The following is a 15,710-nucleotide window of genomic DNA, read 5'->3' on the forward strand; positions in this document are numbered from 1 at the left end:
CCTACCGGCGGGGTGGCAACCCGGCGAAGGTGATGATGCTCTCGCCGCCGGACGCGCTGACCGAACTGACGCCGACGAAATGATCGTCCACAATCAAGCCTTCAAGAACAGCCTCGGTGCCTTGTACGTCGCGGACGAACACCCAATCCTGCGCGTCTGCGCGGCGTTGGTAAATGCGATAACGCTGCGCACCCGGCGCTGCGTCCCATTTAACTGTCGTGTTAGAGGTGACTGCGCCACCTAAAGTCGCCGAAGCCGGGGCAGGGGGCGCGACCGACAGCGCATTTGCGGTAAAGATGTTCAGCATCGTGACCTTGGCCAGATAGTCGAAGTCCATCTTGTCGACGGTGTCGCCATATTCGATGCCGTTTTCGGTGCGCACATCCTGATGCTGGTGGTGATAATTTTCGACGCCAACGGTGAAACGGATTGCGGGGAAGCCCAGATCCAGCGCGGGCAGGTGATCGCCGCCGCGCGCAAAGCGGTCGGGGCGGCGGACGCCGAATACGTCCAGCGTCACGTCGGGATATAGCTTCGCTCCAATATTGTCGGCATAGCGCATCAACGAACGGCTTGGGCCGTCGTCTTCGCCGCCACTGTTGCGGCGCGCCATCTGGCCGGCCAAATCTTCCGATGCGCGGATGCCTTCGCTGAATACGCGGACGACATTCTTGACGACGCGACCGTCGGTGCCAAGCGTGCCACCGACAATGTCATTGTTCAGCATCGCGCTGACTTTCCACCCGCGTTCTTTGGCCGTTTCCGCAAGCAAGCGCCCGCCCATCAGCCCCTGCTCTTCGCCCGACAGAAGCGCAAAGACGATCGTCGCATCGCCTTGCGGTTCTTTCGACATCAATCGTGCGGCTTCGATCACGAGCGCGCTGCCCGATCCGTCGTCGTTCGCGCCGGGTGCGTCTTTGGTGAAGTCCATAACATCGGACACGCGGCTATCGATATGGCCAGCGATAATGATGACATGATCCCAGCCCATTTTACCGGGCTTGATCGCAAGGACATCAACGATGTTCACGCCATTGGGAATACGTGGACCGGACATGTTTCGTTCAAGCAATTCGGTCGTCAGACAGCCTTTGCAGGCCTTGGAAATCTTCTCAAACTCGCTTTGTGCCCAGCGCCGTGCCGCGCCAATGCCGCGCTTTGGATCGGTAGCCGAGGACAATGTGTGCCGCGTGCCGAAGCTCACCAGTTTTTCAACATCCGCCTTCAGGCGTTCCGGGCTTGGACGATCATGCGCGGCGGCTGTCACAGCGATGCTCAGCGCAAGCAAACTGGCCAATAAAGGTAGTTTTTTCATCATCGTTCCTGTCCTATCGCGTCCGGCGCATGATAAGCGTGTTTAGGCTTCAACCGCGAAAATCAATCCGGCATATTTCTGCAACCGGTCAACCAGCGTTTCACCCAGCGCAGCGCCCGGCGTGGTGACACCGCCCGCGCCTTGATTTTCGCTCAACGCAATGGCCGTTTCACTGATCATCTTGCTGGTTGAACCATAGCCCGGGTCGCGGTCGCCCTTCACGCTAAGCTTCGCGGTCCGGCCATCGGGATATTCCGCGATGAACAGCACATCGTAAAAGCCGGTTTCGCGTTCTTCTTTGCTGGGGCCTTCGCCGGGCTTGGGGTCATTGTCGCCACCCATCATCGGCGTCGACGCGACATGCTTGGCCATTGCCTCGCCTTGTTCACCGGGACCGGTCAGCATCATTTCGTCATAGACAAAATCTGCGCCAAAGGCCTGACCAAGCAAGGCGTTGGTACGGTGCACATTTTTGGTGTTAATGGGTGCCATGACGAAGCTTGTGGCCCAGCTGCCGATGCTTTCGTCATATTCGGGCTTGTTCCCGGCTGGCTGCGCCGGACCTTCAAATCCGCCCGCAAGGCTGAACGGGTTGGTGAGATATTTGATAACCGCCGGGTCTTTTGAAGCGGCAGCCATCGTCGCCTTCATGCTGGCCGCTGTGCCGCCAGAGAATGTGCCCTTCATCGCACGGACGCGTCCCTTTACGCGTGGCGCAGGCGCGCCAAAGGTTTCAACGCAATGCTTTTGTAGCATCAACACGCCAAGATCGAAGGGAATGGAATCGAACCCAGCAGAAAAGACAATGCGCGCACCCGATGCTTTTGCGGCTTCATTATGTTGGTCGATTTTCTGCCGCATCCATGCGGGCTCGCCGCACAAATCGGTATAGTCAGTGCCATTGGCAACGCAGGCTTCGACCAGTTCATTGCCATACAGCTGATAAGGTCCAACGGTGGTCAACACCACTTTGGTGCGCTTCACCATAGCATCCAGCGATGCGGGGTCTGACGCGTCCGCCACGATTAACGGCGTGTCTGCCGCAGCGCCAATGAGGTCGCGTACTTCCGCAAGCTTGTCCGCGCTCCGCCCAGCCATTGCCCATTTGAGACCCGTTTTGGTCTTGAGATATTCGGCAACCAGTCGTCCGGTATATCCGGTGGCGCCATAGACAATGATATCGAACTCGCGTGCGTCTGACATTCTGCTCTCTCCCGTGATTCTTTTGCCCATCCTGATGGGCTGCGCGGGCGGCAATGTCAAAAGGGAGAGATGGTTTTAGTCGGCACCAGCTGCGGGATGGTTACTAAAAACCTTTGGCAGACGAATGCCGAAAACCCGGTCGAAGGAATAACGCACGACGGGCCCATAAGAGCCATACCCTAAGATTTATACAGATTACAGCTTGGGCAGAGTGACGCCGCGTTGGCCCATATATTTGCCGGCACGGTCAGCATAGCTCGTCTCGCAAGGCTGTTCGCCCTTTAGGAACAGGAACTGGCACGCACCTTCATTGGCGTAAATCTTTGCGGGCAGCGGGGTGGTATTGCTGAACTCCAGCGTGACATGACCTTCCCAACCTGGCTCAAGCGGGGTCACATTCACGATGATGCCGCAGCGGGCATAGGTCGATTTGCCGAGACAGATGACGAGCACGTCGCGGGGTATGCGGAAATATTCGACGGTCCGTGCCAACGCAAAACTGTTCGGCGGGATGATGCACACGTCGGTCTTACGATCGACAAAGCTTTTGGGATCAAACTCTTTTGGGTCGACGATGGAGCTGTCGACATTGGTGAAAATCTTGAACTCATCGGCCACGCGGGCGTCATAGCCATAAGAGGACAGGCCGTAGCTGATGCAGCCATCGCGGCGTTGCGCCTCGACAAATGGTTCAATCATGCCGGTCGCATGGGCTTGCTCACGGATCCAGATGTCGGACAATATGGACATAATCACTCCCTGTTATGGGACTGCTTTTGCCAATTTACGGTGTGAGCGCAAGTGGCGGCGTGGAAATTATCGTGCGAAAGGTGCGGCTTCGGCTTTATTTCAAATTTGCGGGGCCAAAGCCATGCGGCAGCAATTCCGATAGCCGGAATGTTTCATATCCGGTTGCGTGCGCACAATGGACCGGAATGTCGGTGTCCGTCAGGTCCGCCACTTCCTTGATAATCTGGCGGCATCGGCCGCACGGGGTAATGGGGTCAGCTGCTTTACCCACATGCCCCGCCAAGCCACCGGCCACGGCGATTTCGCGAATGGCGCGCAATTTGCCGTCACTATTGGCTTTGGCGATGGCAACCGTTTCGGCGCACAACGTCATGCCATAGCTGGCGTTTTCAAAATTGCTGCCCGTGATGATTTCGCCTGTATCAAGCAGCAAGGCCGTGCCGACATGAAAGTTTGAATAAGGCGCATACGCGGTTTGCGCTGCTTCAATGGCAAGCTGAACAAGCTTTTGCGTGCTGTCGGTCATTTGCGTACCACCACCCAGCGCACCGGGCCGTCAACGCCGTCGATGCGACGCTGTAAATTGGCGGTCCACATAACCCAAGGCCGCGCGGAATAATCGGGGAGCAACCAATTGCCCTCCAGCCAAACAGTACGATCAATCGACTTGCTCACGTGATACTCCTTCTCAAACTCCCGGGTGAGTAGCAGGATTGCAGGTGTGCCGCTATGCGCCTCTATCTGGTTTAGGAATGTCGCGAGTTCGGACAATATCAGCGCGCGGTTCGGACGCCCTTTGCACGTATCGGAAAAATCCAGCTGGACCGCAGGTGGCAGCGCGCTTTCGTTGCGTGGAACGCTGGTAATGAACATCGTCGCTTGCTCCGATGCCAGACGGCAAATATCAAAATGGTGGAGCGCACCGAAGCGGATGCCGGCGTTTTGCGCGCCGGCCAAATTGGCTTGGAATTCTGCGTCGCGCGTGCGTGCGCCTTCGACCGCAGTGATATAGGCGAAATCGACACCCGTTGCGCCAAGCTCCGCCCAATTGGGACGGCCATTGCTTTGGGTGACCACAATGCCTTGAACCGGATATTCAGTGCGCGACGGTGCCCAGGCGGTGACATAACGCCAGCCCGCATAGACCGCGAGCGCGATGCAGAGCATGATAATGCCCCACCGGACGAATTGGCGTTTACCCCCAGTCATGCGACCCTCTGTTCAAGCATGTGATTCGTCCCTCTAGGCGTTACCGCCGCGCGAAGTCGATAGCCGTTGCGCAATGGCAGTTCGAATAGAGAAGATTTTACGCCGCGCCGCGCTCAGCTTTTGATGTGCAGCACGCAAATGAGCGTGAACAGACGGCGGGCCGTGGCAAAATCGACCTCAACTTTACCATCAAGTCGTTCCATCAACAACTCGGCTGCTTCATTGTGCACGCCGCGCCGCGCCATATCGATGGTTTCGATTTCGGCGGCACTCGCCTTGCGAATGGCCTGATAGTAACTGTCACAAATGGCAAAATAGTCTTTCACCACTCGGCGGAAACGGCCCAAGCTGAGGATGAGCATTTCATGTGGCGCATTATCGGGCCGACGAATGTCGAGGATGAGGCGGCCGTCGGCGACGCTGATGCTCAGATGATATGGCCCGGCATAGCCATCTCCCATATCGCGCAGCGGCTTGAAGAAGTTGTCTTCGATCAGATCGAAGATCGCGACGCGCCGCTCCTGCTCGATATCGGCATTACGCCGAAGTATCGTTGCTTCGTCCAGATCAACTTTGATGATGCGCGGGTCGCTCATGTTGCTGTGTTAGCTTGAGATATTTTTGGGGCAAGCGCTATCCCGTTTGTGGGACATGTTGTTGTCCGATTGTTGTCCACAGCCATATCCCCGCACTTCTTTTTGTCCCCCCTTGCGAAGCTGCACATGCTAAAGGATAGGGAGCCATGGCCGAACTTATCAGACTTGCAGCAGCGAATGAAGCTGAACCCCAACGCCTTCCCCGCAATATTGAGGCGGAGGCCGCGTTTCTTGGCGCAATTCTGATTGATAACCGGGTGATCGAAGATGTGTCGATCAAATTGCAGCCCGACCATTTCTTTGAACCGCTGCACGGCCGCATTTACGAACAGATATTGCGTCTGATGGACCGGAACATGCTGGTGACGCCCGTCACACTGAAGCCATTTTTCGAAGCCGACGAATCCATGCGGGAGCTTGGGGGCCCGGGCTATTTGATTAAGCTGACGGCAGATGGCGCGGGGTTGATCGGCGCACGTGACTTTGCGCAGCAGATTTATGACCTCGCGTTGCTGCGTGAATTGGTGACGGTTGGCCGCACATTGGTCGACAATGCGCTGGACACGAGCGAGAGCGTTGACCCCAAGGGCCAGATTGAGGCCGCGGAAAGCGCTTTGTACAAAGTCGCCGAAGGCGAAGGCGAAACCGGCTCGATGAAGAGCTTCCTCACCGCATCGACCGAAGCGATCCGCAATGTTGAAAAGGCGTTGCAGTCGGGCGGCAGCTTATCCGGTGTGACCACGGGCCTAGATAGCATTAACGCCAAATGCGGCGGTCTGCACAATTCCGACCTTATCATCCTCGCGGGTCGCCCGGGTATGGGCAAGACATCGCTTGCCACGAACATTGCCTTCAACGCTGCGCGCCGGTGGATCCGCGAACGTGAAGATGGCATTGAAGAAGCCAAGGGTGCTGGCGCCAAGGTAGCTTTCTTCAGCCTCGAAATGTCGGCGGACCAGCTGGCGACGCGTATCTTGGCCGAACAATCGGGCATCAGTTCCGAACTGCTGCGTATGGGGAAAATCAGTCGCGAAGATTTTCGTGAACTGTCCCGCGCGAGCCGCGAGCTGCAGGAATTGCCGCTCTATATTGACGACACGCCCGCGCTGACCATCGCTGCATTGCGTACACGCGCACGGCGCTTACAGCGTCGGCATGGCATTGGGCTGATCGTCGTTGACTATTTGCAGTTGCTTCAGGGTTCAAGCCGTTCCGGCGACAACCGCGTCAACGAAATTTCGGAAATTAGCCGTGGTTTGAAAACCTTGGCGAAGGAACTGGGCCTGCCCGTGATCGCTCTTTCGCAGCTCAGCCGTGCGGTTGAACAACGCGAGGACAAACGTCCGATGCTGTCCGACCTTCGCGAATCCGGTTCGATCGAGCAGGACGCCGATATGGTCTGGTTCGTGTATCGCGAAGATTATTACGAAGCGTCCAAGCAGCCCGACCCCGTCAACGAAGCCGCGCATGATGCGTGGAAGGAAAAGATGGAGCGCATCTTTGGTATCGCCGAACTCATCGTCGCCAAGCAGCGCCACGGTTCAACGGGCCGCGTCCGGATGAAGTTCGAAGCGAAGATCACCCGCTTTACCGACCTTGCCGACGACCAATATGCCGATGCGGGCTATGATTGAGGCTTAGGCCAAAATCGCCATGCTAATCCCTAAATCGTCATGCTGAACTTGGTTCAGCATCTTACTTTCTTTCGGGCGCACGAAGTAAGACCCTGAAACGAGTTCAGGGTGACGATGTGCGTAGGGCTCAGTCCCGCAACCGCGCGGACAATATGTAGTTCAACGCCATGTTGCTGCTGAGATGCAGTCCGGACATTGGCGAAAACGCAATGCCTTGCATGTCGACAATCTCGATTCCCGCATCGTTGAGAAGCGCCGTCAATTCATCGGGCGTCAGGAACTTGTCCCAATCATGCGTGCCGCGCGGGACTTGCCCAAGCCGCTCGGCGGCCTCAACCAAGAAAATTCGCGAGGCGGGCGTACGATTCGGCGTCGATAGCAACAACAAGCCATCGGGTTTCATGTGGCGTTTCAGCTCGCCGATGAACACGGCCGGATCATTCACATGCTCAATGACTTCCATCGATGAGACGATATCAAACTGGCCAAGTCCTTGGGCGGCGATTTCGCCCGCGCGATACGTGATCGGTAGGCCCGACAGCGCCGCATGGGCGGTTGCGGCATCGATATTTTCGGGCGCGGCATCAACACCCGTCACGTCCGCCCCCATACGCGCCAGTGGCTCACACAGCAGTCCCGCACCGCAACCGACATCAAGCGCGGATTTGCCAACCAAGGGATGGCGCGCCTTGCCATCACCGCCAAAATGGGCGTCGACAGCGGATCGAATGAAGCCAAGCCGCACGGGATTCAACTTGTGCAGCATGGCGCTGGAACCCTTTGGGTCCCACCATTCGGCAGCCAAGCCACCAAAATGGGCGGCTTCCGTAGCGTTTATTGTCGTTGCTGAGCTTGCGTTTGTCATATCCTGTCCCTATCAGGGCCCTCGATTGTAATATAGCGACTTTTCAAGGTTTTCATGGCCCGCATTGTAATGAAATTTGGCGGCACGTCTATGGCCGGAACGGAACGTATCCGCCGTGTCGCGCAATTGGTGAAGCGTCAGGCAGAACGCGGCGACGAAGTTGCCGTCGTTGTCTCCGCGATGGCGGGCGATACCGACCGGCTCGTCAACTTCTGCCGCGAGGCGAACGCGCTGTACGATCCCGCCGAATATGACGTGGTGGTCGCCGCTGGCGAACAGATTACCGCAGGCTTGCTCGCGATAACGTTGCAGGCGCTCGGTTGCGAAGCGCGCAGCTGGTTGGGCTGGCAAATGCCCATCCATACCGACAGCGCCCATGCCAAGGCGCGCATTGGTTCAATCGATACCGACGAATTGCTGGCGTCGATGAAGGCCGGCAATATCGCGGTCATTCCCGGATTTCAGGGCCTGACCGACGACAACCGCATCACCACCTTGGGCCGCGGGGGTTCGGACACCTCTGCTGTTGCCGTGGCCGCTGCGGTGAAGGCTGACCGCTGCGATATCTACACCGACGTTGACGGCGTTTACACCACTGACCCGCGCATCGTGGCCCGCGCACGCAAGTTGAAGGCCGTGACCTACGAAGAAATGCTTGAACTGGCATCGGTCGGATCAAAGGTTTTGCAGACCCGTTCGGTTGGCCTTGCGATGAAGGAAGGCGTGCGCGTGCAAGTGCTGTCTTCATTCGTTGATGAAAGCGCGCCTGACGCCGACAGTATCCCCGGCACGATGATTGTGACCGACGCAGAATTGGAGAAGTATCAAGTGGAACGCCAACTGATCACCGGAATTGCCGCCGACAAGAATGAGGCGAAGATCACCCTTACGCGCGTACCCGACCGTCCCGGTGCGGTGGCCAACATCTTTTCGCCGCTTGCCGACGCAAATATCAACGTCGACATGATCATCCAAAACGTTGGCCGCGACAAAGGCGAAACCGACGTGACCTTCACCTGCCCGCAAGCCGACCTTGTGCGTTGCACCGACATTTTGGAAAACCGCCGCGACGCGATTGGCTACAACCGCCTGATCCCCGATACAAAGGTGACCAAGATTTCCGTCGTCGGCGTCGGCATGAAAAGCCACGCAGGCGTCGCGTCGACGATGTTCAGCTCCTTGGCCGACCGCAAGATCAACATTCAGGCGATCTCGACCTCCGAAATTAAGGTTTCGGTTTTGATCGACGAGGACGAAACCGAACTGGCCGTGCGCGTGTTGCACACCGCTTATGGGTTGGATGCAGAGTAAACCGCTTTCATTGCCAACTAGCGACCGTTAAGAGACCGCTATGACCAAACTCAAACACCTCATGCAACGCGGCACGGAATTTCTTGGCTGCGACGTCGCCATTATGTGCGGGGCGATGTCTTGGGTTTCGGAACGGAACCTTGTATCTGCCATCTCCAACGCTGGCGGGTTTGGGGTAATCGCGTGCGGGGCGATGTCGCCCGAATTGCTCGATACCGAAATTGCCGCCACGAAGGCACTGACGTCCAAGCCATTCGGCGTGAACCTGATCACCATGCATCCGCAAATCATGGAACTGATTGATGTTTGCGCGAAATATGAGGTGAGCCACGTCGTACTCGCGGGCGGATTACCGCCAAAGGGCAGCATTGAGGCGATCAAGGCGTTCGGCGCGAAGGTGATCTGCTTTGCCCCTGCGCTCACGCTCGCGAAGAAATTTGCGCGATCTGGCGTTGATGCGCTGGTCATCGAGGGCAGTGAGGCAGGCGGGCATATCGGCCCAGTGGCAACCAGCGTTTTGGCGCAGGAAATCCTGCCGGAGCTGGGCGATCAACTGCCGATTTTTGTCGCGGGGGGCATTGCCCGTGGCGGTGCGATTGCAAGCTATCTCGAAATGGGTGCGGCGGGTGTGCAATTGGGCACGCGGTTCGTCTGCGCGCATGAAAGCATTGCCCATCCTAATTTCAAGGCGGCGTTCCTGCGCGCCAATGCCCGCGATGCGGTCGCCAGCGTTCAAATTGACCCGCGTTTGCCGGTCATTCCTGTCCGCGCGTTGAAGAACAAGGGCACTGAGGAGTTCACCAAGAAACAGGTCGAAGTGGCCGCAATGCTCGACCGCGGCGAAATCGATATGGAAACGGCGCAGCTGGAGATTGAGAAATATTGGGCAGGGGCATTGCGCCGCGCCGTGATTGACGGCGATGTTGAATATGGTTCGGTCATGGCAGGCCAGTCGGTTGGCATGGTCCATGTCGAACGGCCCGTTGTCGATATCATTGCCAAGCTGGTCGACGAAGCGAACACTGCGCTGGCGCGTTAAGCCTATCACACTCTCCATATAGCGAATATCGTTAACCGTCTTGCCAATGCAACACAGCGTGCGCATATCTGTGCCATGACACAAAATATCGCGACGGAACTAACCCCGCTCGACCCCGCATTCGTGACCACGACACGCATTGCGACAGCGATTGGATTGTTGCCCTTTGTCGTCGGAGCAGGCGTGCTTGAGGTGGCGCACGTCGCCCCTCCGGGAAGCTTCATCGTGCCGATGCTTTTGTTCTATGCCTTTGTCGCCTTCACCGTCCCGGCGCGCAAATATCGGCATTGGGGCTATGACATGGGCACCGACCGGCTGCGCATTGTGCGCGGTTACATGTTTTATCGCGATACCATCGTCCCGTTCGGGCGCATCCAGCATATCGATGTCGACCAAGGGCCGATTGACCGGCGCTATGGCCTCGCCACGCTGACGGTGCACACGGCGGGTAACCACAACAGCAAAGTCGCTTTGCCCGGTCTGGCCAATGCCGACGCGCTGGCGATGCGAGAGGCCATTCGCGCCGCGATCCGGCAGGACAGCTTGTGAACGAAACCGTTGATGCGCCGGAGTATCTAACGCCCGCAGTCGATGGCGAACGGCTGCATATCAGCGGCTTGCTGGTGAGCTTTGTCTCGGGCCTTCCGCAGTTAGTGTTTCCAATGGTTGCCGCGATCTTCGGTGTCCGAAAAGCCGACAATCCGGTTCTCATTCCCATCGTCATCGCGCTTGTTCTTTTATTCAGTCTGTTCTTTCGCTGGTTGGCATGGCTGCGGTTTCAATATTTCGTTGGCGAACATGATATCCGGGTCGAGAAAGGGATTTTGAACCGGACGGCACGCTCGATACCCTATGAGCGTATTCAGGATGTCAGCATCGAACAAAAGCCGCTCGCCCGCATGATGGGTTTGGGTGAGGTGAAGTTTGAAACCGGCGGCGGCGATGGTGACGATGCGAAACTGAGTTTCGTTACATTGGAGGAGGCGAACCGCCTGCGCGCTTCAATCCGGTCGCGTAAGGCTGGGGTTGCGATTGCTGCTCCGGCAGAAGCACCAGGGCCCGTTGAAGACGACGCGCACCCGATATTTGCGATGGATGGCAAGCGGGTATTTGTCTTTGGCCTCTATTCCTTTTCACTCGTGATTTTCGCGGTGCTCGGCGGTCTTGCACAGCAATTTGATTTCCTGCTGCCTTATGATTTTTGGGACGTGAAACATTGGATCGGGCTTGCCGAAGAGCGCGGTGTGAGCGTTAGCCAGATCAACGGCGTTGGTGTGTTCGCGCAGCTGATCTTGGCCTTCGGCGCCATTTCGAGCCTGATTTTCATTGGCTTTGCGACAGGCGTGGTGCGCACGATTTTACGCGAGTATGGCTTCCGGCTCGACCAAACCGCCAAGGGGTTCCGCCGTCGGCGCGGTATGTTTACGCTCACGGACGTTATCATGCCCACGCACCGGGTGCAGGCGGCACTTGTGCAAACCGGGCCATTCCGGAAACGCCGTGGCTGGCACAGCCTGAAATTTGTTAGTCTCGCGCAGGACAGCAAGCAAGAGACCAACTATGTCGCCGCGCCCTTTGCGACACTGGACGAAGTGTGGCGCATCGCAATAGCCGCCGCAATCGCTGCGCCCGATGGGGACGAACGGTTGCAGCGGGGCGCTGCCACATATTGGCTGACGCAGCTTTTGTTCATCGTGCCCGTGCTGTTGACCGCGATGGCTGCGTTGATGATTTTCGCGGATGCCCCAATTAGCCGCACGACATTGCTGCTGCTGTTATTGGTTCTTCCCGGCGCTTTTTTCTGGCTGGACTGGCGGCAATATCGTTTCGGGCTGGATGACCGTCAGTTGTATCTTAAACGCGGCTGGTGGCGGCAACAGATGACGATTGCGCCTCAGGTGAAGGTGCAGACAGTTGAAATTGCGCAAGGCCCATTATCGCGGCGGCAAGGCCTCGCGTCACTTCGGTTCGGCATTGCTGGCGGGACGATGGAGATGATCGCGCTGCCTCTATCCACCGCTGTCGCTATCCGCGATGCCGTGATGGAAAAGGTTGTGGCCGTAGATTATTCAGCGATCAATCAATCGCATTAGCAACCTGCGTTTCGATCACGCTGCCATCATCCTTGCGCAAGGTCATGACCACCTTTTTCGATGCCCAATCAATGTCGATTTGACCAAAATTTGCAATGCCCCAAAAACCACCTGTCCGGCTTGGATCAGGTTCGCGGTCACTGCCGTCGCCTTTACCAAAGGCGAAGTTCAGCGAGCTGGATGTAAAGTCCCACAACGGTTTGGAAAGGCCCGGTGCATTGGTCTTGTAAAAGCCACCGGAATGCCGGTCGCCGGTCAGGAATATCGCATTATTAACGCGCTTTTGACCCAACAATGCATAAAGGCGGTCGCGCTCCTTAGGGAAATTTGTCCAGCCTTCGAAATTATGCGCGTCGGTTATTACCTGCGTTGACGAAATGATGAAGCGCACGTCTGCTGGCTTATCTAGTTCCTGTGCCAACCATTCCCATTGCGCACTGCCCAGCACGGTCGCTCTGGGATCCATGTTGGGAATATACCAGCCAAGCGCAGGCGATGGATCGCGATAGGTCATGGAGGTCAAGTCGGAACGGAAAAAGCGCGCATCAAGGATGATGAACTGCACCCGCTTGCCCTGCGGACCGACGATCCGGCTTTCATACACACCGGGGCGGGCGCGCACTTCGTCGGATGCACCCCAAAAGGTTTCATAGGCTTTCTCGGCCCATTCTTTGAACGCAAAGGAACCGCCGGCGTCATTGGCGCCATAATCATGGTCATCCCATGTGGTCATCATGGGGATGCTGCGCCGGAATCGGTCAAATTCAACGCGGCTGTTTAGTTTCTTATAGCTTGCGGCCAGCGTGGGAATGTCGGCCCCATTTGTTGGCCGTGTATCGCCATAGACATTGTCACCGATCAACAGAAACGCCTGCGGACTTTGCGCGGCAATCACGTCCCAGAATTTCATGTCGCGGTTTTCGTTGAGGCAACTGCCGAATGCAAAACGTGTGATTACGGTATCGGCAGAAAGCGCTGGATTGGCTGGTGCCTTGGGCAGCTTGACGTCCAGTGCGGCATAATAAGGGCGCAGCGCCTCCTGCGCGCTTGTTGGAGCAAGCTGCGGCGGGGTGACCGTGGTGGCGCATCCCGACAGAAGCAGGGCGAATAGGGGAAGGGCATATTTCATGAGCGCATCTTGCCTTTGATCAACAATTGGGTTGCCCCTTCCTCGTCTTTGGAAAGCAGCGCGTCAATCCCGTATACCGTCGCGAGGTTTTGCGCGGTGATGACATCATCCACCGCACCCTGCGCAAAGACGGAACCCTGATGCAGCAGCACGATATGATCTGCAAAGCGAGCAGCGTGGTGCAAATCATGTAGGACGGCGACGACACCTTGGCCGCCCCGTGCCTGCTGTCGCAACAGATCAAGGATGTCGAGTTGATAGCCCGGGTCTAGGTTGGCCAAGGGTTCGTCGGCGAGTATCCATTCCGGTTCGCCGGCCAACACGCGCGCCAGCAATACGCGCGCACGCTCGCCGCCCGATAGCTCGGTGATAGGGCGGTGCGCAAAGCCATCGGTTGCGGTTGCGGACATCGCGGCGGCAATGGCCCTGCGGTCATCGGCCGATGCCCCTGCGCCGCGCGCGTGCGGTATGCGGCCAAGCGCAACCAACGCCTCGGACGTGATCGCCCAATGCGTTTCTGCGCCTTGCGGCAGCAGTCCAATGCGCTTGGCACGCGTTGGTGCGGGCATGTTCGATATGCTTTCTTCGCCAAGCTTTGCTGCGCCGCGGTTTGGCTTTTGCAGGCCCGCAAGGCAGGCCAGCAATGTCGATTTGCCTGCACCATTGGGCCCAAGGATGACGCTGAATTTGCCCGCTTCAAAAGTGGCGCTGACTCCCTCAAGCGTTGGTGCGTTGCCATGGGCGAAGCCGAGATCTTGAACATTCAGGTTCATGCTGCACCCTTACGATAGCGTAAAAGCAGCAGCAGGAAGAACGGCGCGCCAAGGACTGCCATGGCAATGCCAAGCCGCATTTCGCCGGGGCCGGGAATAAGACGCACAAGGCTGTCCGCCGTGAGCGTTAAAATCGCGCCACCCAAGGCCGAAGGCACCAAAATGCGGGACGGCTGTTCGCCATAAAAGCTGCGTATGAGGTGCGGCACGATTAGCCCGACAAAGCCGACCACGCCCGACACCGCGACGGATGCGCCAACCGAAAGGCCAACGCCAAGGACAATCAGCCACTGCAACCGGAACAGGTCGACACCAAGGCTTTTTGCGCCATTCTCGCCCAAGGTCAGCGCATCGAGCGCGCGGCCTGTGGTCAGCAACAGCAGCGCGCCAATCGCCATGAACGGCAGCGCAGTGAGCACATCCTCCATCAGCCGGTCGGTCAGCGCGCCCATCAGCCAGTTGATGATTTCACTGGCGGCAAATGGGTTCGGCGCGATGCTGATGACCAAGGCGGTTAGTGCTCCCGCCAGCGTTGACAAGACCATGCCGCCCAATATGAACCCGATTGGCCCGCCACCGCGGCCGATCGCCAACAGCAAAAGGATGCTGGCACCTGCGCCAATCATGGCGCAGCCGAATAGGCCAAAGGGCACAAGGTTGATGCCCAAGAAGATCGCCAGAACGCCGCCCAAAGCAGCGCTTGCTGAAACCCCGAGCACAGTCGGGTCGGCCAATGGATTGCGTAAATAACCCTGCAGCACTGCGCCCGACAGCCCAAGGACCGCCCCAACGCAAAGCCCGAGAAGCGCGCGAGGCAGGCGAAGCTCAAGGAAAATCCAGCCGTCGGCATTGTCGGCGGCCCATGACATCGGCCAAATCCAGACCTTGCCCGCCATCAGCGAAAGCAGGAACCCCGCAAGCGTGAGGCAAAGCAAAAGGCCAGTCATGAAACGCGATGTCATCGGCCACCTCCACTTGCGTGCGCAATCAGCGATGCCCGTGTCTTCGACAAGATCGCGGATACTTTAACGATCGTGGGACCGCCGCAGAATAACAGCTGGTCAGGAAAATCGACGATGCGCGTTTTGCCGTCCAAATGCCGCAATAGCGTTTGCCGTGCGGTAAGCGCTCGGGCATCTTCGCCCTGCGCAATGGTGGGCATGAAGATGACCGTCGGCGGGTTACGCAGGAGGGTCTCCAGCGGCAATATGCCCCATGACGCCAGCCCATATTCGGCGCTGGCATTGCGAAATCCGTGACGCTGTAACAGTTCGTCTTGCAACGTGCCTTTGCCGGCAACGAACCCGCCATTTTGCCAGATCACTGCTGAAACTGGCGGCTGGGCGTTCGCGGGTTTGGGCAGTGCACTTTGTATGCGCCAAACAAGGGCTTCGCCCGCCTCCACCCTGCCGATGGCTTTCGCCAGCGTGCGGATTTGCGTGATGTCCTCTGCAATCGTCGGCGCCACGCCGATGGCCACTGTTTTAATCCCTGCGCGCGCCAGCACGGCATTTGCACCCGACGATGCCAGATTGCCGGTCAGCACCAATTTCGGGCGCGCCAAAAGCAATTCTTCTGCGCTCGCACCAATGGCGGGATACTGCATGGACCAAGCCAAAGGTGCAGATGCGCTTTCGGGATCATGCGAATAAGTGCTGACCGCAGTCACTTGGCCGGGCAACGCAATTTCGGCCAGCACTGCGTCAATGCAGGGATTATTCGAGACAATGCCGCTGGGCACAATTGTACCTTGGTTGGCGCATCCGGCCAGCGCCAATAAAGGCAACATGCAC

The 15,710-nt window shown here is 57.7% G+C and carries 16 protein-coding genes; 5 read left to right on the forward strand and 11 right to left on the reverse strand.

Annotation, left to right across the window (positions count from 1 at the left end):
* Position 1: 1 nt before the first annotated feature.
* The 6 genes from ACIQZK_RS04145 to ACIQZK_RS04170 all read right to left on the reverse strand — a co-directional run bounded on the left by ACIQZK_RS04145 (position 2) and on the right by ACIQZK_RS04170 (position 5,073).
* A complete protein-coding gene (locus ACIQZK_RS04145) occupies positions 2 to 1,315 on the reverse strand; it encodes a M20/M25/M40 family metallo-hydrolase (RefSeq protein ID WP_397575075.1) in 1,314 nt (437 codons plus the stop codon).
* 42 nt (positions 1,316 to 1,357) lie between these two features.
* A complete protein-coding gene (locus ACIQZK_RS04150; protein ID WP_397575029.1) occupies positions 1,358 to 2,518 on the reverse strand; it encodes a saccharopine dehydrogenase family protein in 1,161 nt (386 codons plus the stop codon).
* 195 nt (positions 2,519 to 2,713) lie between these two features.
* Positions 2,714 to 3,268, reverse strand: coding sequence for a dCTP deaminase (gene dcd / locus ACIQZK_RS04155; RefSeq protein ID WP_324477873.1), 555 nt, complete (start codon positions 3,266 to 3,268; stop codon positions 2,714 to 2,716).
* A gap of 94 nt (positions 3,269 to 3,362) precedes the next feature.
* Positions 3,363 to 3,794 (reverse strand): cytidine deaminase, encoded by a 432-nt coding sequence (locus ACIQZK_RS04160; RefSeq protein ID WP_183941746.1) that lies wholly within the window; start codon positions 3,792 to 3,794, stop codon positions 3,363 to 3,365.
* Entirely contained in the window at positions 3,791 to 4,477 is a 687-nt protein-coding gene (locus ACIQZK_RS04165) for a GH25 family lysozyme (RefSeq protein ID WP_397575030.1), read from the reverse strand. The genes ACIQZK_RS04160 and ACIQZK_RS04165 overlap by 4 nt, the downstream gene beginning before the upstream one ends.
* A 113-nt stretch (positions 4,478 to 4,590) precedes the next feature.
* Positions 4,591 to 5,073: a UPF0262 family protein gene (locus tag ACIQZK_RS04170; protein ID WP_397575031.1), complete on the reverse strand. Its 483-nt coding sequence runs from the start codon at positions 5,071 to 5,073 to the stop codon at positions 4,591 to 4,593.
* Between the two features lie 146 nt (positions 5,074 to 5,219).
* Here ACIQZK_RS04170 and ACIQZK_RS04175 point away from each other — a divergent pair, with 146 nt between their 5' ends.
* Positions 5,220 to 6,707 carry a replicative DNA helicase gene (locus ACIQZK_RS04175; RefSeq protein WP_395635245.1) on the forward strand — a complete coding sequence of 496 codons (1,488 nt, stop codon included), beginning with the start codon at positions 5,220 to 5,222 and terminating at the stop codon, positions 6,705 to 6,707.
* Between the two features lie 127 nt (positions 6,708 to 6,834).
* On the opposite strand, the gene ubiG is transcribed toward ACIQZK_RS04175, so the two are convergent.
* On the reverse strand, positions 6,835 to 7,572 hold the full coding sequence (gene ubiG / locus ACIQZK_RS04180) for a bifunctional 2-polyprenyl-6-hydroxyphenol methylase/3-demethylubiquinol 3-O-methyltransferase UbiG (RefSeq protein ID WP_397575032.1): 738 nt from the start codon (positions 7,570 to 7,572) through the stop codon (positions 6,835 to 6,837).
* Positions 7,573 to 7,626: 54 nt separating this feature from the next.
* Between ubiG and ACIQZK_RS04185 the strand changes: the two genes are divergently transcribed.
* From ACIQZK_RS04185 to ACIQZK_RS04200, 4 genes are all read left to right on the forward strand, one after another.
* Complete coding sequence (locus ACIQZK_RS04185; protein WP_333569254.1) at positions 7,627 to 8,883, forward strand: aspartate kinase; 1,257 nt, start codon at positions 7,627 to 7,629, stop codon at positions 8,881 to 8,883.
* Between the two features lie 40 nt (positions 8,884 to 8,923).
* A complete protein-coding gene (locus ACIQZK_RS04190) occupies positions 8,924 to 9,922 on the forward strand; it encodes an NAD(P)H-dependent flavin oxidoreductase (protein WP_397575033.1) in 999 nt (332 codons plus the stop codon).
* A gap of 75 nt (positions 9,923 to 9,997) precedes the next feature.
* On the forward strand, positions 9,998 to 10,471 hold the full coding sequence (locus ACIQZK_RS04195) for a PH domain-containing protein (protein ID WP_397575034.1): 474 nt from the start codon (positions 9,998 to 10,000) through the stop codon (positions 10,469 to 10,471).
* A complete protein-coding gene (locus tag ACIQZK_RS04200; protein WP_397575035.1) occupies positions 10,468 to 12,015 on the forward strand; it encodes a PH domain-containing protein in 1,548 nt (515 codons plus the stop codon). The genes ACIQZK_RS04195 and ACIQZK_RS04200 overlap by 4 nt, the downstream gene beginning before the upstream one ends.
* On the opposite strand, the gene ACIQZK_RS04205 is transcribed toward ACIQZK_RS04200, so the two are convergent.
* Genes ACIQZK_RS04205 through ACIQZK_RS04220 form a run of 4 tightly spaced genes read right to left on the reverse strand, consistent with a single transcriptional unit; the run spans position 11,999 to position 15,706 of the window.
* The gene (locus ACIQZK_RS04205) at positions 11,999 to 13,144 is read right to left on the reverse strand and encodes an alkaline phosphatase D family protein (protein ID WP_397575036.1); all 1,146 of its coding nucleotides are present in this window, start codon (positions 13,142 to 13,144) and stop codon (positions 11,999 to 12,001) included. The two genes, ACIQZK_RS04200 and ACIQZK_RS04205, sit on opposite strands and share 17 nt — an antisense overlap.
* Positions 13,141 to 13,917 (reverse strand): ABC transporter ATP-binding protein, encoded by a 777-nt coding sequence (locus ACIQZK_RS04210; protein WP_397575037.1) that lies wholly within the window; start codon positions 13,915 to 13,917, stop codon positions 13,141 to 13,143. Before ACIQZK_RS04210 ends, ACIQZK_RS04205 begins: the two co-directional genes overlap by 4 nt.
* Positions 13,914 to 14,879, reverse strand: coding sequence for a FecCD family ABC transporter permease (locus ACIQZK_RS04215; RefSeq protein WP_397575038.1), 966 nt, complete (start codon positions 14,877 to 14,879; stop codon positions 13,914 to 13,916). The genes ACIQZK_RS04210 and ACIQZK_RS04215 overlap by 4 nt, the downstream gene beginning before the upstream one ends.
* A complete protein-coding gene (locus tag ACIQZK_RS04220; RefSeq protein WP_397575039.1) occupies positions 14,876 to 15,706 on the reverse strand; it encodes an ABC transporter substrate-binding protein in 831 nt (276 codons plus the stop codon). Before ACIQZK_RS04220 ends, ACIQZK_RS04215 begins: the two co-directional genes overlap by 4 nt.
* Positions 15,707 to 15,710: the final 4 nt, after the last annotated feature.

The sequence above is a fragment of the Sphingorhabdus sp. genome, assembly GCF_044338195.1.
GTDB lineage: Bacteria > Pseudomonadota > Alphaproteobacteria > Sphingomonadales > Sphingomonadaceae > Sphingorhabdus_B.